This window comes from Pseudomonas sp. Pf153 (genome assembly GCF_001269775.1).
GTDB classification, from domain to species: Bacteria; Pseudomonadota; Gammaproteobacteria; order Pseudomonadales; family Pseudomonadaceae; genus Aquipseudomonas; species Aquipseudomonas uvaldensis.
The window spans coordinates 133,103-153,517 of sequence record NZ_LHVL01000013.1; the positions used below are offsets into that span (position 1 = coordinate 133,103).

Annotated in this window: 14 protein-coding genes; 9 read left to right on the forward strand and 5 right to left on the reverse strand. The window is 60.4% G+C overall.

Going from position 1 to position 20,415, the window contains the following annotated elements; all coding sequences use genetic code 11:
- Positions 1 to 73: 73 nt before the first annotated feature.
- The 4 genes from AD666_RS09505 to AD666_RS09515 all read left to right on the forward strand — a co-directional run bounded on the left by AD666_RS09505 (position 74) and on the right by AD666_RS09515 (position 4,550).
- On the forward strand, positions 74 to 1,594 hold the full coding sequence (locus AD666_RS09505; RefSeq protein WP_053150767.1) for an aldehyde dehydrogenase family protein: 1,521 nt from the start codon (positions 74 to 76) through the stop codon (positions 1,592 to 1,594).
- Between the two features lie 243 nt (positions 1,595 to 1,837).
- Positions 1,838 to 1,909: a pyrroloquinoline quinone precursor peptide PqqA gene (gene pqqA / locus AD666_RS25950; RefSeq protein ID WP_003243383.1), complete on the forward strand. Its 72-nt coding sequence runs from the start codon at positions 1,838 to 1,840 to the stop codon at positions 1,907 to 1,909.
- A gap of 129 nt (positions 1,910 to 2,038) precedes the next feature.
- Entirely contained in the window at positions 2,039 to 3,196 is a 1,158-nt protein-coding gene (gene ercA / locus AD666_RS09510) for an alcohol dehydrogenase-like regulatory protein ErcA (protein ID WP_156315933.1), read from the forward strand.
- Entirely contained in the window at positions 3,180 to 4,550 is a 1,371-nt protein-coding gene (locus AD666_RS09515; protein ID WP_053150772.1) for a hybrid sensor histidine kinase/response regulator, read from the forward strand. The genes ercA and AD666_RS09515 overlap by 17 nt, the downstream gene beginning before the upstream one ends.
- A 61-nt stretch (positions 4,551 to 4,611) precedes the next feature.
- Here the strand turns inward: AD666_RS09515 and AD666_RS09520 are convergent, their stop codons facing one another.
- Positions 4,612 to 5,952, reverse strand: coding sequence for a diaminobutyrate--2-oxoglutarate transaminase family protein (locus tag AD666_RS09520; protein ID WP_053150775.1), 1,341 nt, complete (start codon positions 5,950 to 5,952; stop codon positions 4,612 to 4,614).
- 241 nt (positions 5,953 to 6,193) lie between these two features.
- Here AD666_RS09520 and AD666_RS09525 point away from each other — a divergent pair, with 241 nt between their 5' ends.
- Genes AD666_RS09525 through AD666_RS09535 form a run of 3 tightly spaced genes read left to right on the forward strand, consistent with a single transcriptional unit; the run spans position 6,194 to position 11,804 of the window.
- A complete protein-coding gene (locus AD666_RS09525; RefSeq protein WP_053150778.1) occupies positions 6,194 to 7,624 on the forward strand; it encodes an efflux transporter outer membrane subunit in 1,431 nt (476 codons plus the stop codon).
- Positions 7,625 to 7,641: 17 nt separating this feature from the next.
- Positions 7,642 to 8,724: an efflux RND transporter periplasmic adaptor subunit gene (locus AD666_RS09530; protein WP_371259575.1), complete on the forward strand. Its 1,083-nt coding sequence runs from the start codon at positions 7,642 to 7,644 to the stop codon at positions 8,722 to 8,724.
- The gene (locus AD666_RS09535) at positions 8,721 to 11,804 is read left to right on the forward strand and encodes an efflux RND transporter permease subunit (RefSeq protein WP_053150780.1); all 3,084 of its coding nucleotides are present in this window, start codon (positions 8,721 to 8,723) and stop codon (positions 11,802 to 11,804) included. Before AD666_RS09530 ends, AD666_RS09535 begins: the two co-directional genes overlap by 4 nt.
- Before the next feature lie 125 nt (positions 11,805 to 11,929).
- Here AD666_RS09535 and AD666_RS09540 read toward each other — a convergent pair whose 3' ends face one another.
- Positions 11,930 to 12,796 carry a helix-turn-helix transcriptional regulator gene (locus tag AD666_RS09540; RefSeq protein ID WP_053150783.1) on the reverse strand — a complete coding sequence of 289 codons (867 nt, stop codon included), beginning with the start codon at positions 12,794 to 12,796 and terminating at the stop codon, positions 11,930 to 11,932.
- A gap of 31 nt (positions 12,797 to 12,827) precedes the next feature.
- Complete coding sequence (locus tag AD666_RS09545) at positions 12,828 to 13,598, reverse strand: acyl-homoserine-lactone synthase (protein WP_053150786.1); 771 nt, start codon at positions 13,596 to 13,598, stop codon at positions 12,828 to 12,830.
- A 589-nt stretch (positions 13,599 to 14,187) separates the two neighbouring features.
- Between AD666_RS09545 and AD666_RS09550 the strand changes: the two genes are divergently transcribed.
- A complete protein-coding gene (locus tag AD666_RS09550) occupies positions 14,188 to 14,787 on the forward strand; it encodes a LysE family translocator (protein ID WP_053150790.1) in 600 nt (199 codons plus the stop codon).
- A gap of 76 nt (positions 14,788 to 14,863) precedes the next feature.
- Here AD666_RS09550 and AD666_RS09555 read toward each other — a convergent pair whose 3' ends face one another.
- Both AD666_RS09555 and AD666_RS09560 read right to left on the reverse strand, forming a co-directional pair.
- Positions 14,864 to 15,592: a LuxR family transcriptional regulator gene (locus tag AD666_RS09555; protein WP_053150795.1), complete on the reverse strand. Its 729-nt coding sequence runs from the start codon at positions 15,590 to 15,592 to the stop codon at positions 14,864 to 14,866.
- A gap of 376 nt (positions 15,593 to 15,968) precedes the next feature.
- On the reverse strand, positions 15,969 to 18,626 hold the full coding sequence (locus tag AD666_RS09560) for an excinuclease ABC subunit UvrA (RefSeq protein WP_053150798.1): 2,658 nt from the start codon (positions 18,624 to 18,626) through the stop codon (positions 15,969 to 15,971).
- Between the two features lie 193 nt (positions 18,627 to 18,819).
- Between AD666_RS09560 and AD666_RS09565 the strand changes: the two genes are divergently transcribed.
- Positions 18,820 to 20,295: a hypothetical protein gene (locus AD666_RS09565; protein WP_053150801.1), complete on the forward strand. Its 1,476-nt coding sequence runs from the start codon at positions 18,820 to 18,822 to the stop codon at positions 20,293 to 20,295.
- Positions 20,296 to 20,415: the final 120 nt, after the last annotated feature.

The following is a 20,415-nucleotide window of genomic DNA, read 5'->3' on the forward strand; positions in this document are numbered from 1 at the left end:
CGCCGCCTGGGGCTCTCTACCATCGGCCTATCGCCTGTCCCGTGACAGGCATCGACCAGGCAGAGGCCCAATCATGATCTACGCACAACCCGGAACCCCAGGCGCCGTCGTTTCCTTCAAGCCGCGCTATGGCAACTTCATCGGCGGCGAATTCGTCGCGCCGGTCCACGGGGAATATTTCACCAACACATCGCCGGTCAACGGCGAAGTGATCGCCGAATTCCCGCGCTCCAGCGCCGCCGACATCGACAAGGCACTGGACGCAGCTCATGCCGCCGCCGATGCGTGGGGCAAGACCTCGGTCCAGGACCGTGCCCTGGTGCTGCTCAAGATTGCCGACCGCATCGAGCAGAACCTGGAAGTGCTCGCGGTCAGCGAAACCTGGGATAACGGCAAGGCCGTACGGGAAACCCTCAATGCCGACGTGCCGCTGGCGGCTGATCACTTCCGCTATTTCGCCGGTTGCATCCGGGCGCAGGAGGGCGGGGCGGCCGAGATCAACGAGTTGACCACGGCTTATCACTTCCACGAGCCGCTGGGCGTGGTCGGGCAGATCATCCCGTGGAACTTCCCGCTGTTGATGGCCGCCTGGAAACTCGCACCGGCCCTGGCGGCAGGCAATTGCATCGTGCTCAAGCCGGCGGAGCAGACGCCGCTGTCGATCATGGTCTTTGTCGAATTGATCGCCGACCTGCTGCCGGCCGGTGTGTTGAACATTGTCCATGGTTTCGGTCGCGAAGCAGGCGAAGCCCTCGCCACCAGCAAGCGCATCGCCAAGATTGCCTTCACCGGCTCCACCCCGGTGGGCTCGCACATCATGAAATGCGCGGCCGAGAATATTATTCCGTCCACTGTGGAACTGGGCGGCAAGTCGCCGAACATCTTCTTCGAAGACATCATGCAGGCCGAGCCGGCTTTCATCGAGAAGGCAGCCGAGGGCCTGGTGCTGGCGTTCTTCAATCAGGGCGAAGTCTGCACCTGCCCATCCCGCGCCCTGGTGCAGGAGTCGATCTACGACGAATTCATGCAAGTGGTGATGAAGAAAATCGAGCAGATCAAACGCGGTAACCCGCTGGACACCGAGACCATGGTCGGCGCCCAGGCGTCCGAGCAGCAATACGACAAGATCCTTTCGTACCTGGACATCGCCAGGGAAGAGGGCGCCGAACTGCTCATCGGCGGCGCGGCCGAGCGCCTGGAAGGTGACCTGTCGAGCGGTTATTACATCCAGCCGACGCTGCTCAAGGGCCACAACAAGATGCGCGTGTTCCAGGAAGAAATCTTCGGCCCGGTAGTGGGCGTGACCACCTTCAAGGACGAAGCCGAAGCCTTGGCGATTGCCAACGACAGCGAGTTCGGCCTCGGCGCCGGCCTCTGGACCCGCGACATCAACCGCGCCTACCGCATGGGCCGGGCGATCAAGGCCGGCCGTGTGTGGACCAACTGCTACCACCTGTACCCGGCCCACGCCGCGTTTGGTGGCTACAAGAAGTCCGGGGTCGGCCGCGAAACCCACAAAATGATGCTCGACCACTACCAGCAGACCAAGAACCTGCTGGTGAGCTACGACATCAATCCGTTGGGGTTCTTCTAAACTGAAGCCACCCCAGACTCTTGTGGGAGCGGGCTTGCTCGCGAAGGCGGCAGTGCATCCACTCATTCAGTGACTGACCGACCGCTTTCGCGAGCAAGCCCGCTCCCACATAGGGTTTGGGTAACACCTGAAATCACTACCAACGCACCCCACCCACCGCTTCGAAAGTAGCATTCGAACCCGGTGCTCCCCATGCATTAATGACCTTGCCGGAATGGCCCGGCACAAGAAGAGGAAAGACCCATGTGGACTAAACCTGCCTACACCGACCTGCGTATCGGCTTCGAAGTGACCATGTACTTCGCCAACCGGTGAGTACCGGCCCGGCCTGACCCTCTCAGGCCGGGCTACCCATTGGTCTGATTGCAATCACGGTGGGATGCTTTAGGCTCAGGGTACCCCACAATAAGAACAGGCTTACCCATGAGCCATGCATCGGAAAAGATGAGCCTCAGTCCACTGCGCAAGTTCGTATCTCCTGAAATCATGTTCGGCGCCGGTTGCCGGCACAATGTCGGCAATTACGCCAAGACGTTCGGTGCACGCAAGGTGCTGATCGTCACCGATCCCGGGGTTATCGCCGCCGGTTGGGTGGGCGATGTCGAAGCCAGTCTCCAGGCCCTTGGGATCGATTACTGTATCTACAGCGCCGTCTCGCCCAATCCCCGGGTCGAGGAAGTGATGCTCGGTGCCGAGCTGTACCGGGAAAACCACTGCGATGTCATCGTCGCGGTCGGTGGCGGCAGCCCGATGGATTGCGGCAAGGGCATCGGTATCGTCGTCGCCCACGGTCGCAACATCCTTGAATTCGAAGGCGTCGACACCCTGCACATCCCCAGTCCACCGCTGATCCTGATCCCCACCACGGCCGGCACCTCCGCCGATGTGTCGCAGTTCGTGATCATTTCCAACCAGCAGGAGCGCATGAAGTTCTCCATCGTCAGCAAGGCGGCCGTGCCGGATGTGTCGCTGATCGACCCTGAAACCACCCTGAGCATGGACCCGTTTCTGTCGGCCTGTACCGGCATCGACGCGCTGGTGCACGCCATCGAGGCATTCGTATCCACCGGGCACGGGCCGCTGACCGATCCCCATGCGCTGGAGGCGATGCGCCTGATCAACAACAATCTGGTACAGATGATCGCCAATCCGGCGGATGTCGCGTTGCGGGAAAAGATCATGCTCGGCAGCATGCAGGCCGGCCTCGCATTCTCCAACGCTATCCTCGGCGCGGTACATGCCATGTCCCACAGCCTGGGTGGTTTCCTGGACCTGCCCCATGGCCTGTGCAACGCCGTGCTGGTGGAGCACGTGGTGGCGTTCAACTACAGCTCGGCGCCGGAGCGCTTCAAGGTGATTGCCGAGACGCTGGGCATCGACTGCCGCGGGCTCAACCACCGGCAGATCCGCACGCGGCTGGTGGAGCACCTGATCGCGCTCAAGCACACCATAGGCTTCCATGAGACCCTGGGACTGCATGGGGTGAGCACCTCGGACATTCCGTTCCTGTCCCAACACGCAATGGATGACCCGTGCATCCTCACCAATCCTCGGGAGTCGAGCCAGCGGGATGTCGAGGTCGTCTATGGCGAAGCCCTCTGACGAGCGACAGGAAGCCCTGGCGGGGCTGCTGGGACTGGGCAACCATTCGACGCGCAAGAGCCATTACCCTGAACTGGCGGCACGCCTCGAGGAGCTGGAGCAGGCCAAGCATCGCCTGCAGCAGCTCAACGACCAGCTGGAACAACGGGTGGCCGAGCGCACCGATGAACTGCTGGAGGCCAACCACAACCTGCAGCAGCAGATCGCCCAGCGCAAGCGCGTGGAGCAACAGTTGCGCGATGCCCGGGACGCCGCCCAGGCCGCCAATCGCAGCAAGGACAAATACCTCGCCGCCGCCAGCCATGACCTGCTGCAACCGCTGAACGCCGCACGCCTGTTGATCGCCACGTTGCGCGAGCGCCCCTTGCCTGCGCCCGAACACGTGCTGGTGGAGCGAACCCACCAGGCGCTGGAAGGCGCCGAAGACCTGCTCACCGACCTGCTGGATATTTCCCGGTTGGACCAGGCGGCGGTTCGCCCGGACCTGGCGTCGTATCGCCTGGACGAGCTGTTGGCGCCGCTGGTTTCGGAGTTTCAGTCGGTGGCCGGCGCAGCCGGATTGGAATTGAGGGTGCGCTTTGTCGACGAAGCGGTGTTGACCGACCTGCGGCTGATGACGCGCATCCTGCGCAACCTGCTCAGCAATGCCTGCCGTTATACCCATCAAGGTGGCATTCTCCTGGCCGTCCGGCGCAGAGGCGGTCGGGTGAGCGTGGAGGTCTGGGATACGGGACGCGGGATTGCGGCCGATTGCCTGGAATCGATCTTCCTCGAATTCAACCAACTCGATGTGGGCAGGGCGGCTGACCGCAAAGGGGTAGGGCTCGGGCTGGCCATTGTCGAGCGTATCGCCCATATCCTCGGTTATCGCGTCCAGGTACGTTCCCGACCCGGGCGTGGCTCGGTGTTCAGCATCGAGGTGCCATTGTCCGATGACAAGCCATTGCCCGTGTCGCATGTGCCTGTCCAGGCGGTGGCCGGTAACCCATTGCCGGGACGCCGGCTGCTGGTGATCGACAATGAGCTGAGTATTCTGCAAAGCATGGCCGCGCTGCTGGAGCAGTGGGGCTGTGAAGTGCTGACGGCCACTGATGAAGCGGCCGCGCTGGATGTGTTGCAGGGCCGGGCACCGGAACTGGTGCTGGCGGACTTTCATCTGGATCATGGCGTGGTCGGATGCGAAGTGGTCAGGCACTTGCGCGAGCATTTCCAGCAGCCGATACCGGCGGTCATCATCACCGCCGACCGCAGCGACCAATGCCGTCGCGCCTTGCGCAAGCTGAACGCGCCGTTGCTCAATAAACCGGTCAAGCCTGGCAAGTTGCGTGCAGTGCTGAGTCAGTTGCTCGCGTAACCCCCTATGGCTTCACGCGGGACACCCACCCCTTGTGGGAGTCCCACAAGGGGGTTGTCTTTCAGACTGTTTCGCGTGCCACCTGGGGGCGTTTATCGACGACCTTTGCGAGTGACTGGTCAAACCGGTCCAGGACCATGTCGACTTCACCCTCGGTGATGGTCAGCGGCGGCAGGAACCTGAGCACCGCGCCGTGGCGCCCTCCGGTCTCCATCATCAAGCCATTGTCGAAGCAGTTGAGCTTGATGGCGTGGGCCAGGGTTCCGTCGGCCTGGCCGGCGCGTTGCTGGACTGGCGGTTTGGTAATTTCGACGCCGATCATCAAGCCACGACCGCGAATGTCGCCGATGAAGGGATAACGCTGGGCGATCTCCCGGAGGCCGCCCTGCAACCGCTCACCCATCCGGGCGGCATTGGCGACCAGGTTGTCCCTGCTGATCTGGCGCATGGTCGCGGCGCCCGCGACCATGGCCACCTGATTGCCGCGGAAGGTGCCCGCATGCATGCCAGGGCCCCAGGTATCCAGGTGTTCGGCATACACCACGACCGCCAGGGGATAGCCACCGCCAATGGCCTTGGACAGCACCAGGATGTCGGGTACGACCCCGGCATGTTCGATGGCGAAGGTGCTGCCGGTTCGTCCCAGTCCGGTCTGGACTTCGTCGACGATCAGCAGGATGTCCTGCTCCAGGGTGATTTCTCTCAACGCTCTCAGCCAGTTGGCCGAGGCGGGGATGCAGCCCCCTTCGCCTTGCACCACTTCCACGATGACCGCGGCCGGTTTGGCGACACCGCCTTCGGGATCCGACAGGACCGTGCGGATGTAGTCGATGGACAATTGCTCGGTGTGTTCGCCATCGGTGCCGAACGGGCAGCGGAACCGATAGGGAAACGGCAGGAAGTGCGTGCCTTGGGCAATCAGGCCGTCCCCGGTCTTCGGCGTCAGCTTGCCCATCGCGGATAACGCCCCGGCGGTCATCCCGTGGTACCCCCCGTGGAAAGCCATCAACGGCGAGCGCCGGGTGTAATGGCGCGCCAGCTTGATGGCGGCTTCCACTGCATCCGAACCGCTGGGACCACAGAACAGGATCTTGCTGGTGTCGCGCATCCTGGCCGGCAGCATCGAGAAAAGTTGCTGCACAAATGCATGCTTGGCTGGTGTGGCCAGGTCGAGCGCCTGCTGGAGGTGATCGCTGCCGAGAAACGCCATCACGGCATCCCGCACCTCGGGAGGGTTATGCCCGAGGGCCAGGGTGCCGGCGTTCGACAGACAGTCGAGGAATTCCTGCCCGCTGGCATCCCGGATACGCATCCCGTTGCCGCTGACAAATAGCCGCTGGAAAGTCTGCGCATAGGTTCGCGCATTGGACTCGACGCTTTTGAGGTAAGTGAGTGCTTCCATATTCGATCATCCATTGGCTATGGAAAGGGAGCCGGACAGGGAACATGCGGCCCTTGTTTTCAGGTCGAGGCATTTCAGCAGCCCCCCGGATATATCGCGAGTTTTCTTGCCGGGACCTGTCCCCGTTTCCCACGCCAGACACACCAGCGGGCCCAAGGTTAAATAACCACCGTTGTTGATCTGCCATATCCCGAGCCGCACCTGGCCATTGGTTCATCCGCGCCAGGTCCAAGAGAACCCTATGCCTGCCTTGAAGCCCCCAGGAAACATGCTGCTGGTGACACTGTGTGCGGTGTTGCTGGGCGGTTGTGTATTGGGGCCTGACTATCGGGTGCCGACCGTTCCGGTTGCCGCGAAGTGGCAGGCGCCGCTCCCACACGGCGCGTCGGTGGCCGCCCTGGCCGACTGGTGGCAGCAATTCGACGACCCGGCCCTGGCGCAGCTGTTACGTCTGGCCGAAACCGATAGCCCGTCCATGGACCAGGCCTGGGCCAATATCGCATTGGCCCGGGCGACAGCCGACAGCGATGCGGCCGATGCCTTGCCCACCGTCGACGGTCGCTTGTCCGGCGGTCGTGGCGGGCAGCAGACCGGCTCGCAGCGCCTGGGGGGATCGGGTTCTTCCGCCGCGCTGGACGCTGCGTGGGAGATCGATCTGTTCGGCAAGTTGCGACGCAACAACGAAGCGGCCCGTTCCCGTGTCGAAGCGCGCGTGGATGACTGGCATGACGCGCGGGTGTCGCTGGCCGCCCAGGTAGGCGACTACTACGTGCAGTACCGCGGCTGCCAGAAACTGGTATTGGCCTACCGGGACCAGGCCCAGTCGCAACAGGACACGGCGCGCATCACCCGTCAGTCGTTCGGGGCCGGCTTCACGTCGTCCGCCGATGCGGCGCTGGCCGATGCCAGTGCCGCCAGTAGCGAGGCAGCCCTGGTCCAGCAGCAGAGTGAGTGTCAGGTATTGCTGAAAAGCCTGGTCGCGTTGACCGGTGGTGATGAGGAGCGGCTGTTGGCGGTGCTCGGCAAGACGCCGGCCCGACTACCAAGGCCGGCCGGGCTCGATGTGCGGCAGATTCCCGCGGACTTGTTGCGCCAGCGCCCGGATGTCGCCTCCAGCGAGCGGGAACTGGCGGCGGCAAACGCCGAGATCGGCGTGGCCCAGGCCGATCGTCTGCCCAGCTTGAGCCTCTCTGGCAGCTTTTCGGTCGGCGATACAGTGGGGCAGCGCAACCGCTCCTGGTCGCTGGGCCCGGTGTTGTCGATTCCGCTGTTCGACGGTGGCAAGCGCCGCGCGGCGGTGGAGGGGGCAAGGGCTTCTTACGACGCGGCCCTGGCGGTGTATCGCCAAACGTTGCGCACCAGCGTCATGGAAGTCGAACAGGCGCTGGTGCGCCTCGATGCGGCGCGGCGGCGGGAGTCCGACGTCGAGCGCTCCACCGCCGGTTTCCGTGAGTCGTTCGAGGCCATCGACCGTAACTGGCAGGCCGGCAGCGTCAGTCTGCTGGACCGGGAAACCGCTCGCCGCCAGGCACTGACGGCGGAAATCGAATTGATCACCTTGCAGCAGGACCAGGTTCGCTACTGGATCGCCCTGTACAAGGCCCTGGGTGGCGGGTGGCAAGCGGACCAACCGTTGGCTCGACACCCGGCATCGAATGGAGAAGGAGCGTGAGGTCGACGTTGCGTAACATCCTGTTGGCGTCCGTCGTGTTGGCGGTTGTGGTGATCTTCATTTCAATTCGCCGTGGCGCCGAACCGGCCGTGGCTGCTCCCACGGCCAGCAGCCTGAGTGTGGAGGTGGTCCAGACACGGCGTCAGCTGTGGCCGCAATTGCTGTTCACCAGCGGGGCGCTGGCCCCCTGGCAGGAGGCGGTCATCAATGCCGAGACCGGCAACCTGCGCATCGCCAGCCTTGAAGCCGACGTGGGTAGCCGGGTCAGCAAGGGCCAATTGCTGGCCACTCTGGCCTCTGATTCGGTGCTGGCCGAGGAGCGCAAGCAGGTGGCGCTCGTCGCCCAGGCGGTGGCTAATCTGGAGCAGGCCCGCTCCAACGACCGGCGTGCCAAGGTGGTCGGCCAGGGCGGAGCATTGTCGGAACAGCAGCGCGAAGATTACCGAATCAAAGTGGCCCTCGCCGAGGCCGATCTGGCCGGCGCCAGGGCGGAGCTGCAAAGTACCCGGATCAGGTTGCGGCAGACGCGTATCGTGGCGGTGGACGATGGCGTCGTTTCCGCGCGTACCGCATTGCTCGGAAAAGTGGTGGCGGCCGGCGATGAGCTGTTTCGCCTGGTGCGCGACGGCCGCATCGAATGGCAAGCCGAGCTCGACGCCCGCCAGCTCGCACAGGTACAGGCCGGACAAGTGGCGCGCCTGACCTTGCCGGGCGGGCAAAGCGTGGAAGGGCGGGTGCGGCTGGTCTCTCCAACGCTGAACACCAAGACCAGTCGGGCACTGGTCTATATCTCCCTGCCAAGCGACAGTCCCGCCCAGGCCGGCATGTACGCCAGTGGCCAGATCGAGTTGCCCGCCCGCGAAGCCCTCACGGTGCCGGATACCGCCGTCATCCTGCGTGACGGCCGCTCCTATGTGTTCACGCTCAACGACGACATGCACGTCGTCCAGAGGCCCGTGACGGTGGGCAGGCGCCTGTATCAGGCCGTGGAAATTCTCGGCGGCCTGGAGGAACCGGCCCGTATCGTGCGCGCCGGCGGGGCCTTTCTCAATGACGGGGCCAGCGTCACCGTCGTTCAATCCCAGGTTGCGCAGCCATGAATATTTCAGCCCTGTCGATCCGTTATCCGGTCCCGGCCGTCATGCTGTTCATCCTGCTGACGCTCTTCGGCCTGCTGGGGTTCGGAAAACTGGCCATCCAGGATTTTCCCGACATGGACCTGCCGGTGGTGGTGATCAATGCCTCGCTGGAAGGGGCGGCTCCCGAACAGTTGGAGACAGAGGTGGCACGCAAGATCGAGGACAAGCTCACATCTTTGCGCCTGCTCAAGCATGTGACCACGGTGATCACCGACGGGGCAGTCAACATCAGTATCACTTTCGACATCGACAAGGATGGCAACGAGGCCCTCAACGAAGTCCGCAATGCGGTCGACAGTGCCATGCCGCAACTTCCCGCCAGCCTGGACACACCCTCGGTTTCCCGCCTGACCACCAGCGCTTCGCCGCTGCTGACCTACGTCATCGACTCCGACACCCTGGACGAAGAAGCCTTGTCCTGGTTCGTCGACAACGAGCTGAGCAAGAAGCTGTTGTCGGTGCCGGGGGTTGCGCTGGTTTCACGAGTCGGCGGCGTCGACCGAGAAATCCAGGTCAACCTCGATCCGGCCCTGATGGCCGGGCTGGGTATCCGCGTTGCCGATGTCGCGGCTCAATTGAGGGCAATGCAGAAGGACAACTCCGGCGGTCAGGGCAACCTGGGCAGCGGTCAACAGGCCATGCGGACCCTGGGTGCCATTGATGATCCGGCGGCCTTGGGCGCCATCGATATTCCCAGCGGAGACGGTCGTCTGCTGGCGTTGAATCAACTGGCGGATATTCGCGATACCCATGCCGAGCGCAGCAGCCGGGCTTTTCGCGATGGTAAACCGGTCATCGGTTTCCAGGTCACCCGGTCACTGGGCTTTTCCGACGTCGGTGTGGCGAAGGATGTGCGCACGGCCATGGCCACGTTCGTGGAGCAACACCCCAATGTGCGAATCACCGAAGCCAGTGATACGGTCAGGGCCGTTCTCGCCAATTACCACGACTCGATGAACCTGCTGTATGAGGGCATGCTGCTGGCGGTGTTGGTGGTGGGGTGGTTTTTGCGCGATTGGCGCGCCACCCTTATCGTCGCGACGGCGCTGCCACTGTCGATCATTCCCACTTTCGGGGTCATGTACCTGGCCGGATTCACGCTCAATGCCGTGTCGCTGTTGGCGCTGGCGCTGGTTATCGGCGTACTGGTGGATGATGCCATCGTCGAGATCGAGAACATCGCGCGGCACCTGCGCATGGGCAAGACGCCGCTTCAAGCCGCCACCGAGGCGGCAGACGAAATCGGCCTGGCTGTGCTCGCGACGACGGCGACCCTGGTAGCGGTCTTTCTGCCCACGGCGTTCATGGGCGGTGTGGCTGGCAAACTGTTTCGCCAGTTCGGCGTGACCGCCTCGGTGGCCCTGTTGTTTTCGTTGCTGGTGGCTCGGGTACTGACGCCCATGATGGCCGCGTATTTCCTCAAGGCGAAAACGGACGCAACCCACGACGGCCCGTTGATGACCCGGTACCTGGGCTGGATCCATGCCAGCCTCACTCGACGCAAGACCACGATGTTCCTGGCCAGCCTGTTCTTCATCGGTGCCCTGGCGTTGGTTCCGTTGCTGCCCACCAGCTTCCTGCCGCCACAGGACGCGGGTCACAGCAACATTACGCTGGAATTGCCACCCGGCACGACGCTGGAACAAACCACCGAAATGGCGTTGCAGGCCAGCGACAGGCTGCGTGCCATCCCGGACGTCCAACACGTGTTCGTCGCGGTAGGCACTGCCAGCAGTTCGGGAGGCGGCTCCGCCGATATCACCGGTGCTGGCGATGCGGCGTTGACGGTCGACCTGGTGCCGCGCGACCAGAGAGAGCGTAGACAAGTGGAAGTCGAGGCGCAGATGCGTGAGGCGTTGCGTACGCTGCCGGGAGTGCGGGTCAATGTTGGGGGGGATGGCAGCGGCGAGAAGCTCAACATCGTATTGGCCAGTGACGACGGCAAGCTGTTGGAGCGCACCGCAAATGCCCTTGAGCCGCAGTTGCGCGGGCTGCGTGGAATCGGGAATGTCACGTCCAGCAGCGCCCTGCAGCGGCCGGAAATCCAGATGCGCCCCGACTTCGCCCGCGCGGCGGAACTGGGTGTCACCAGCCAGGAGATCGCCGATACCTTGCGCATGGCGACTTACGGCGAGTATTCCTCGCAATTGGGCAAGATCAACCTGTCCCAGCGTCAGGTGGATGTGCGGGTGCGGATGGATACCCTGTTGCGCGATGATCTGCAGAGCATCAACCAGCTACGGGTGACCGGGCGGGACGGCCAGGTCGCGCTGGCGTCGCTGGGAGAGATCAGTCTGGGTAGCGGTCCGGCGCAGATCAGTCGGCTCGATCGCCTGCGCAATGTCACCCTTTCCATCGAACTCAATGGCCGCAACCTGGGGGAGGTCATGGCCGAGGCGAGCCAGCTGCCGGCGATGCGCAATCTACCGCCTGAGGTCAAGCCGGTGGAGCAGGGTGAGTTGCAGCTCATGACGGAGTTGTTCGGAAGTTTCAGCGTGGCCATGGCCATCGGTGTGTTTTGCATCTATGCGGTGCTGGTGCTGCTGTTCCACGACTTCCTGCAACCGGCCACGATTCTTTCGGCGCTGCCCCTCTCGTTGGGCGGGGCATTGATCGCGTTGCTGGTGTGCAACTTCAGCTTCTCCTTGCCGTCAATCATTGGCTTGCTGATGTTGATGGGTATCGTGACCAAGAACTCCATCCTGTTGGTGGAATACGCGATCATGGCTCGCCGCGATTATGGCCTGGGGCGGTACGACGCGCTGGTCGATGCCTGCCACAAGCGCGCCCGGCCCATCCTGATGACCACTATTGCGATGGGTGCCGGTATGTTGCCGACCGCAATGGGTATGGGCGAGGACCCGAGTTTCAGGCGGCCGATGGCCGTGGTCGTTATGGGGGGGCTGCTGACATCGACGCTGCTGAGTCTGTTGGTGGTGCCGGTAATCTTCACTTACGTGGACGATGTACTGGAATGGTTCAAGCGTCTTGCGGGGGTAACGAACAGAGAAGGTTCGGCGGCTGAGGGACTGAGGGACTGAGGGACTGAGGGACTGAGGGAGTCATGATCCCCAATACTGCTCGATTGGATTGATCGAGTTAGGGGTTGTACGAAAAATCGCCGAGCGGCGAGTTTTCGTACAGCGCCTAAGATTGGGGAACGTTTTCAGACGGCCTGGCGAATAGGAGGGGCAGCGTTCCATTCAATACCCGGTGGCGTGGCATCCATCGAGTGCATCCAGCGGATGAGTGAACGGCGTCCGCCAATACCCATTTTTATGGCTGCGCGTTTCAGATAGCTTTCGACTGTGTTGACTTTAAGGTTGAGTTGCTCCGCAAGTTCAGGTGCCGTGCGCCCGGCGAGTAAACCCACGCATACTTCAGTCTCGCGGGTAGAGAGAGTAAGCCCGGACAGCTGTAGTCGGTCGGCGAATCTCTGACGCAATGCTTCCATTCCGCCATTTTCCGGTCCTTCGAGGGGGAGGCTCGGGTCATGACGATGGGGTTCCGGCGGAACCAGGGCGGCGACGTGTTCTTCCACCATGGGCAACAAGAGGCAGGAAAAATCCTTCAGCAGGGCGTGCTCTTGTGCAGTGAAACCCTTGGAAAAGGGGGATCGGTAGACGGACAACACATAACGACGGCCATTTTTTCGAGTGGTCAGATGCAGTTGGGTGGTTGTGTTGTGGCTGGATGGGCTGCTCGCCTGTCCAGGTTTCAAGAGGCACCGGGAGAAATTCGGTACTTTTTGCGGGGTGGCGTCTTCAAAGAGAATATCTTCGGCCAGGAAAAACGGTTTTGCGGTATGCGTATCCATGACGGCATCGACGCAAGTGTTGTCCATGCCGACAAAGCCGATACTGGAAGTGCTCGGTTCTGCAATGTGTGCAGTCCCTATCCTTTGTTCAGTGATATGCGTTGCATCGACGGGAATTTCCGTAAGTATCAAGTCGTGCAACATGCGCGGAAAGTGGCGACTGCCGGTACTGGCAATGACTTTGCCAACGTGCGGGAATAGTCTTTGCAGGTTCATCCTTTCTCCAATTTCATACCAGAAGTTTGTTTTATAGATGCAGCTCAGTGTGCATATGTATTTTTGCTGGAATGTTTCGGTCGGGGCGCATTTGACCGATATCGATGGATGGTTGGAGTGTGTCTGACGAACGGTTCGTCATAAGGAATGGTTCATATAGTGTGGTGTGGGTTGCGTTCTTCCTGAGGACGCCCTCGTAAGTGGAAAGTGTGCAGGACAGTGTTCCATAGATGATATTTTCGCCTTTCGAGCCCACTGCTGTGTTATGCCTTTCCACGGGCCAGCCGGAACGCTTCAGGATTTTTTCCATCAGGGTATCCACGACCACCTCATAAAGAGCAATGTTTTGCCGGTGGGCGAACTTCATCATTGAGAGAAAAAGTGCTGCGGTACGTGCGTCTACATAGGCATGGGTCAATTCTCCAGAAGCTGATCTGTCGGAGGAAAGTGCGAAGCGTGTGGCTTCCCAGCAAGTGTGGGGGTGGGGTCTGTTTTTGTCGCTGGGAAGAATGAAACTCAAGGCGCCGCTCAAGAGCGTCGGTTTGCTGCAAGGGCGTAACCGAACACATCCGGTCACGCAATCGTTTAGATGGGAATATATATAGATCGCATCAGCATCATCGTATTCATCCCATTCGTAGTCCGTGCCCTGATAACTTCCTATGTCCCACTTCTTTCTATCGATAAATGCGGCTTTGCGAATGGCCAGTATTTGTTCGAGCGTTTTAGTCGGAATTGTCGAGTAGCTTGCAATGCGGGTAGATACGCCGAAAAAACGATAGGTGCATGAGGAGTAGTTCATGAATGACGTTTCGTGGCTGTCGGTGGAGCTACTGTTAACTTTGCACTAAGGCATTTCAACTGTCCCAAAGTACAGTGCGAGGATTTGTAGAGTGTATAGTCTAATTAGTTGTCGGCAGGGCGATGCGGTTGTATTCCGGGACAAAATATCCGAGTTGACAATTTAGTATTGTGCCGAGTCCAAAAAAGTACCGGCAGACAGTAGGATGTGAAAGTGTTGATTCAAGAGGCAAGAGGGCGGGATCGATATAGTTTTCCAAGGTGGATTTTTTGACGCTGACTACTGGTATGGCTAAGTCCCTGATATCCTGTAGGCCGGAAAATTGACGCTCGCGAGAAGACGCGTTACAGCCTGCAATGAAAGGGTCACAAGCTTATGAAAGGTTGTTTTGGAAACATGGATGGTAGGGGAGTGGATTAATTAATGGCGGAACCGGATAGACGGTAAGCAGCGTTAACGTTGCTTTAGTGTTGTTACTCTACTGGCAGAAATTGGTCTGTTGTCATACAACTAAAAATTTGATTAGTATCGATAGACCCGAGCCGAACTGAAGAAATGAGCCATCGTGGCTCCTGGCATGGATGACCTTATGTCTTATATCGCGCTTTCACTGATGACGGTCCTGTTGGTTCCGGGCCCAACCAATTCGCTGCTTTTGCAGACAGGGATAAACCGAGGGCTGAATGCCCGATCCATGAGATTCGTCGTTGCGGAGTGGTTGGCTTATATCATTCAGATGACGATGTGGGGCGTGTTTATCGATCTGCTGATCACCGACCACTCGTGGGTGGTCATTGCCACCAAGATTTTTGCGGTATGTTTTCTGTTCTATATCTCGTTGAAGTTGTGGTTTTCGGTCAAGGATCACCTGCCAGGTAAAACCACCGGTATCAGTGTGCCGGATTTGTTCGTGGCAACATTGACCAATCCCAAGGGGTTGTTTTTTGTTTCCTTCGTTGCTCCGGCCGGCACGTTTTTGTCCTTGGGCAACTATGTGTCTTTCATGTCGTTATTCACGGCTATCATATTCCCGGTCGGATTGGTCTGGATCGCGATCGGCGCATTCTGTGGGCGTAAACTTCATGCCATTGTGTCCGGGCGGTTCTTGAGTCGAGCCATATCCCTGGTCATCGGTTTGTTCGCTTGTGGGATGCTGTTCAATATTGCATCACAAGTGGCGTTCGCTTGAGTGTGTTTTATAAGAGTTCGCCGGCATCGAGTCACTGAACCACGCCAGGTGGTTGTAGATCGATAAAAGATAAATATCAGACGAGGTTAAGCTGAACGGCCTTGATCATCGCCTGCTTGACGTTGATACAGTCCATTTTCTCGGTCATTTGCTTGGCATGAAATTTTACCGTTCGTTCGGTAATGTTCATGATCAAACCTATTTCTTTATAGTTTTTCCCCAAGGCTAACCAGCGCAGGAATTCTATTTCCCTGGGGGATAATCTCAAGTTGCTCTCGACCGTGGTTTCCACGGGGCGATATTGATTGGCAATGATGCTGAGGGCTTTGATGATGAACAGGTTCGAACGGACAATGGTGGGGAAATCAGGATCGTTTTCTTCGGAGGACAGGTGAAGGGAACCGAATGCCCGACCGGGTTCATGGATAGGAACGGTATATCCCTGTTTGATGCCGTACGAGGCTGATTGCTCGAATATGTCGGAATGGGTGTCCATCTCTTCGGGAATTTCATCCCAGAAAAAAGGGGTTGCCGTGACGGCAGTGTTTGCCATGACGGGATCCGTCTTGTAGAGCGACTGTTTGCGGTAGGTCTCAACCCATTCGGAAGGATAATTGCTATAGATGGAAATTTTCGAATTATTGAAGGGCGTCGGTTCCAGATGGACGTAAGCGAATTTCTCGATGCCCAGTTTTGAAAATATCCAACCCAATATTTCGGTGTACTCCTCTTCGCTCACGCCCGAGATATTGTTTTCTACCTCTTGGACCAGATTGAACAAATGACTGGAAATGGGTTTGAACATAATAAGCGAGCCGAAATATCTAAACTAAAGACTTGACGCGGCCAGGCTCTTACCTTCAGGGGGCGCCAAATAGTGTTGAACAATGTTCGCTGTGCAGGTTTCAACAACAACGATAGACCTCGGCCTTCGGCGATGCACAAGAGAAGATCGGATCGCGAGAGCAGTTCGTCACAGATTGCCTGGGAGGGCCTTGATGATGTTTCGCCTCCCGGAGGGAGGCCTGTTCTGTTGGTGTGGTTGATATCATTGCGCCTCCTGGCATGAGCGCCTGCATCCATGGAGGAAGAGGCTTTCGTCGAATTACGCGGACTGAAACGATTAACTGACGCACAGTATAGTCACCTTTTCCCGTACGGCCAGTCTCGTTAAAAAAGCTTTAATGTTCAGTCCTCAAGACGTTTTTCAGGAACCCCGCCGTCCGACTTTCCTGGCATTGGGCCACTGCGCCCGGCGATCCGCATACTACGACTTTCCCACCCTGGGACCCGGCTCCCGGGCCGATATCGATCACCCAGTCACTTTGCGCAACCACCCGCATATCATGCTCCACCACAACCACGGTATGGCCTTCATCCACCAGGCGATTGAGCTGCACCAGCAGTCGGTCCACGTCCTGGGGATGCAATCCGTTGGTCGGTTCGTCCAGCACATACAACGTAGCCCCGCGGGCCTTGCGTTGCAGTTCCGTCGCCAGTTTGATGCGCTGGGCTTCGCCGCCGGACAGCTCCGTAGCCGGTTGGCCCAGGCGCAGATAACCCAGTCCGATGTCCTGCAACACCTGTAGTGAGCGCTTTGCCGCGGGTTGTTCGCGGAAGACTTCGAGTGCCTGGTCCACGGTCAGTTGCAGGACTTGGGCGATGTTCAGCCCTTGCCAGTTCACCGTGAGCGTCTGCGGATTGTAGCGAGCGCCGTGGCAGGTCGGGCAGGGGGCATACACGCTGGGCATGAACAACAGTTCGACACTGACGAAGCCTTCACCTTCGCAGGTTTCGCAGCGTCCCTTGGCAACGTTGAAAGAAAATCGCCCGACATCGAATCCCAGCGTGCGAGCCTGCTCCGTATCGGCGAACAGCTTGCGCACATGGTCGAACAGGCCGGTGTAGGTGGCGAGGTTGGAGCGTGGGGTGCGGCCGATGGGTTTCTGGTCCACCTGGACCAGTCGCTTGATCGCATCGAGTCCGGCGCTGACGTACCCGCCGCTGGTTTGCCGGGGTTCGTCTTCCAGACTCTGTTCTTCAGGTTCGGCGCGCTGGCTGGCCTGGCCCAGGTGGGCGCCCACCAGGTCCAGCAGCGCCTGGCTGACGAGACTGGATTTGCCAGAACCGGAGATACCGGTCACGGCCGTAAAGCAGCCGAGGGGGAAGGCCGCGCTCAAGTTGTCGAGGTTGTTGCGGGTAATGCCTTCCAGGCGTAGCCAGTCACTGGGTGTTCGAGGGCTGTGCGTAGCGAGGGTGCGTTCGGCAAAGAGGTAGGCCCGCGTTCGTGACTCAGGTACTTTTCCGAGGCCGGCCGGTGGGCCGCTGTAGAGAATCGTGCCGCCCTGTTCACCCGCGTCCGGGCCGACATCGACGAGCCAGTCGGCGCGGCGCATGGTATCCAGGTCGTGCTCGACGACGAATACCGAATTGCCCGCGGCCTTGAGTCGTTGCAGGGCATCGAACAGGGCTTCGCTGTCGGCCGGGTGCAAGCCGGCGGACGGTTCGTCCAGTACATAGATCACACCGAACAGCTGGGAATTGAGCTGGGTGGCCAGGCGCAGGCGTTGCAGCTCGCCGGAGGACAGGGTCGGGGTGCTGCGCTCCAGGGACAGGTAGCCCAGGCCAAGATCGATCAAGGTGACGATCCGCTCCAGCAATTCAGCGGCGATGCGTTGGGCAGCCAGGCGTTTTTCCAGGGACAGGTTGGGCGTATGGCGCGCATCCGGCCCTCCGGCGTGAGGGTTTTCGCCTCTGGCGGCACGCTGTTCGCGGGCCTCTCGGGTTTGCCGATGGCTTAAGACCGCGCCGGGCTCTTCGGCCTGTTCCAGATAAGCGGGTGCCGTGACACCCTTGAGCACCTCGGCCAGCTCCAGCAAGGGCAGGTGCGACAGCTCGGCGATATCCAGCCCCGCGAACGTGACGGTCAGCGCTTCGCGCCTGAGGCGTTTTCCTTCGCACACCGGGCAAGCACTGGCGCGCATGTATTGCGCCACGCGCTTGCGCATCTGGGCGCTCTGGGAATGCATGAACGTGTGCAACAGGTAACGCCGGGCGCCGCTGAACGTGCCCTGGTAGCTGGGTTCGAGTTTGCGCTTGAGGGCGGAGCGGGTCTGCGCCGGCGTCATCCCGGCGTATACCGGGACGGTGGGCGTTTCTTCGGTAAAGAGAATCCAGTCACGCTGTGCTTGCGGCAGGTCGCGCCAGGGGATGTCGACGTCGTAGCCCAGGGTGACCAGGATGTCCCGCAGGTTCTGGCCTTGCCAGGCCATGGGCCAGGCCGCCACGGCACGCTCGCGGATGGTCAGCGACGGGTCCGGCACCATGGAGTCTTCGGTCACCTCATAGACCCGGCCCAGGCCATGGCATTCCTGACAGGCGCCTTGTGGCGTGTTGGGCGAAAAGTCTTCGGCGTAGAGCATGGGCTGGTCGGCCGGATAGCTGCCGGCGCGGGAGTAAAGCATGCGGATCAGGCTGGACAAGGTCGTGACACTGCCCACCGAGGAGCGGGCGCTGGGCGTACCGCGCTGCTGCTGCAAGGCCACCGCTGGCGGCAAGCCCTCGATGCTGTCCACATCGGGTACGCCGACCTGATCGATCAGGCGCCGGGCGTAAGGCGCGACGGACTCGAAGTAACGACGCTGGGCTTCGGCGTAGAGGGTGGAGAACGCCAGCGATGACTTGCCAGACCCCGACACGCCGGTAAACACCACCAGGGCATCGCGAGGAATATCGACATCGATGTTCCTGAGGTTGTGTTCGCGGGCACCACGGACCCGGACGAACCCGGTGTTTTCGGTCTGTGATGTGGAGGAAGCGGGGCCGGAGCGTGAGGGCATGGAGCATTCCTTGTGGGCGTCTGCTTTGGCGCGTTGAGGCTTCGGGGGCACGGCGCCTCCTGGAGAGTTGAACCTGGTTCAAGGCGTTGACCAGTATGCGACCGGCTTCATTCGTTCTCGTGCAAAAAAAAATTTACTCCGGGCCAGAGAGATGCGAAAAGCTTCCCGGAATTTCCCAGGATACGGACCTCCCATGCCTCGATCAAAGCTGTTCTCTACCCTGTTTGCCGCATTAGTGGGTGCCGCCGCGCTGTGGTACATGTGGATGATCACCAGCGCCAAATTGGAGTGGGGCGGCGCCAGTCCGGACCAGCAACGCATAGGTGTGGTGAAGGATATCCAACAGCGTGCGATGACCCAATACTGCACGGGTGTTGTCGTGACCGGGCAAAGCACCTGGCTGGTCGGCCGCCTGGAGGGGGACGCGAGTCGGTTGGAGCCCACTGCGGATGTCGTGGACCTGGACACAGTGGTTTATGGCAAACCGGCTGAAGCGGGCGAAGATGAGCCGCAAGCACCTTTCCCGGGCTTGCTTGGACGTGACAAGGAAACTTCCTTTATTTCTCGCCTGGACGCCCAGGGGCAATTCCAGTTGGTGGCCCACGTCAGCGGCGCGGCTTGCCTGGTCGCCAGTCCGGACGGCGCCAGCGTATTCCTGCTGACGGGGCTTGACCGCCCTGATACCGCAAACGCCGACGACATCAACCAGACCGTGGTCTTTCGTAGCGACGATCAAGGTAAACACTGGACTTGGTTGAGCGAGGGCTGGTTTGCCGAAGCCGATCGGTTGGCCTGGAGCCTGACCCCCTATTTCCACGGTACGGACGAAGTCTGGGCGTGGGGCCGGCCGAGTGCTGCGGACGATGACAGCAGCGAAGGGACCTCGGGCAGCGTTTCCACCGGCGTTTTCTATTCGGCTGATCGCGGCGCCAGCAGCACAGCGATTGTCGCCTCCGAGCCGTTGCTGGTAGCTGCTGAGTCAGTGCACGAAAAGTATCCGGAGATCAATGAATGGCACACCGGCTCAGGCGAGCAGGGGGACGTGCAGACCAACGTGCTGCAACTGGATGCCCGGCAGGCCTTCATCTGGGTGTCCCAGCGATTCTGGGCAAGCAACCCCGACGGCGTCGGCAACAACATTGCGTTCAACGTGACCACGCGGGCCCGCCTGCAACGCGAAACAGGGCCCTGGCGAGTCGTCGAGGTACAGCGCGACGACAACCTGTTTGTCTCCAAACTGGTCCAGAACGATGCCGGCAAGGTCATTGGCCTTATCGATCAGGGCAATCGAGGCCGCGACGTCGTCGCCGAACTGGACACCACCGCGCTGACCTGGCGCACCCTGAGCGAACTGCCCAGCGTGTTTGCCCCCCTGGCGTCGGAAAGCCGGGTGCGCGGGACGAATTTCTGGGTCGGGCAGAACAGCCTGTTGATCAACACCACCAGCGAACATTACCCGCCGCGCTGGCTCTATTGGTGGTCGGACGCGAGCATCTCGGCCGATGGGGTGTTTTATTCCAGGGACTGGGGCCAGTCGTGGAAACGCCTGGCCATTGCGGGCTATCTGGGCATCGTCGGTTTCCAGCCGGCGCAGGATCGGGTGATCTGGGGTAACGGCAATTGGTATGACAACAAGGATGTGGGTATTTATTCCTATGGGTTGCGTTGAGGATCGGGCTGATCGGAGGTGTTCGGGCTGACGCCATCGCGAGCAGGCTCGCTCCCCCAGTGGGGCTGTGGTGGGCTCAGGTTTTGTGGTCGATAGAAAAACCCTGTGGAAGCGAGCCTG

What these genes read in the sequence shown, in the direction of transcription:
- AD666_RS09540 (WP_053150783.1), bottom strand. Translation starts at nt 12,796, where the DNA reads ATGAACCTGCAAAGACTATTCCCGCACGTTGGCAAAGTCATTGCCAGT.
- AD666_RS09520 (WP_053150775.1), bottom strand. Translation starts at nt 5,952, where the DNA reads ATGGAAGCACTCACTTACCTCAAAAGCGTCGAGTCCAATGCGCGAACC.
- AD666_RS09560 (WP_053150798.1), bottom strand. Translation starts at nt 18,626, where the DNA reads ATGCCCTCACGCTCCGGCCCCGCTTCCTCCACATCACAGACCGAAAAC.
- ercA (WP_156315933.1), top strand. Translation starts at nt 2,039, where the DNA reads ATGAGCCTCAGTCCACTGCGCAAGTTCGTATCTCCTGAAATCATGTTC.
- AD666_RS09545 (WP_053150786.1), bottom strand. Translation starts at nt 13,598, where the DNA reads ATGAACTACTCCTCATGCACCTATCGTTTTTTCGGCGTATCTACCCGC.
- AD666_RS09525 (WP_053150778.1), top strand. Translation starts at nt 6,194, where the DNA reads ATGCCTGCCTTGAAGCCCCCAGGAAACATGCTGCTGGTGACACTGTGT.
- AD666_RS09565 (WP_053150801.1), top strand. Translation starts at nt 18,820, where the DNA reads ATGCCTCGATCAAAGCTGTTCTCTACCCTGTTTGCCGCATTAGTGGGT.
- AD666_RS09555 (WP_053150795.1), bottom strand. Translation starts at nt 15,592, where the DNA reads ATGTTCAAACCCATTTCCAGTCATTTGTTCAATCTGGTCCAAGAGGTA.
- AD666_RS09535 (WP_053150780.1), top strand. Translation starts at nt 8,721, where the DNA reads ATGAATATTTCAGCCCTGTCGATCCGTTATCCGGTCCCGGCCGTCATG.
- AD666_RS09505 (WP_053150767.1), top strand. Translation starts at nt 74, where the DNA reads ATGATCTACGCACAACCCGGAACCCCAGGCGCCGTCGTTTCCTTCAAG.
- AD666_RS09550 (WP_053150790.1), top strand. Translation starts at nt 14,188, where the DNA reads ATGTCTTATATCGCGCTTTCACTGATGACGGTCCTGTTGGTTCCGGGC.
- AD666_RS09515 (WP_053150772.1), top strand. Translation starts at nt 3,180, where the DNA reads ATGGCGAAGCCCTCTGACGAGCGACAGGAAGCCCTGGCGGGGCTGCTG.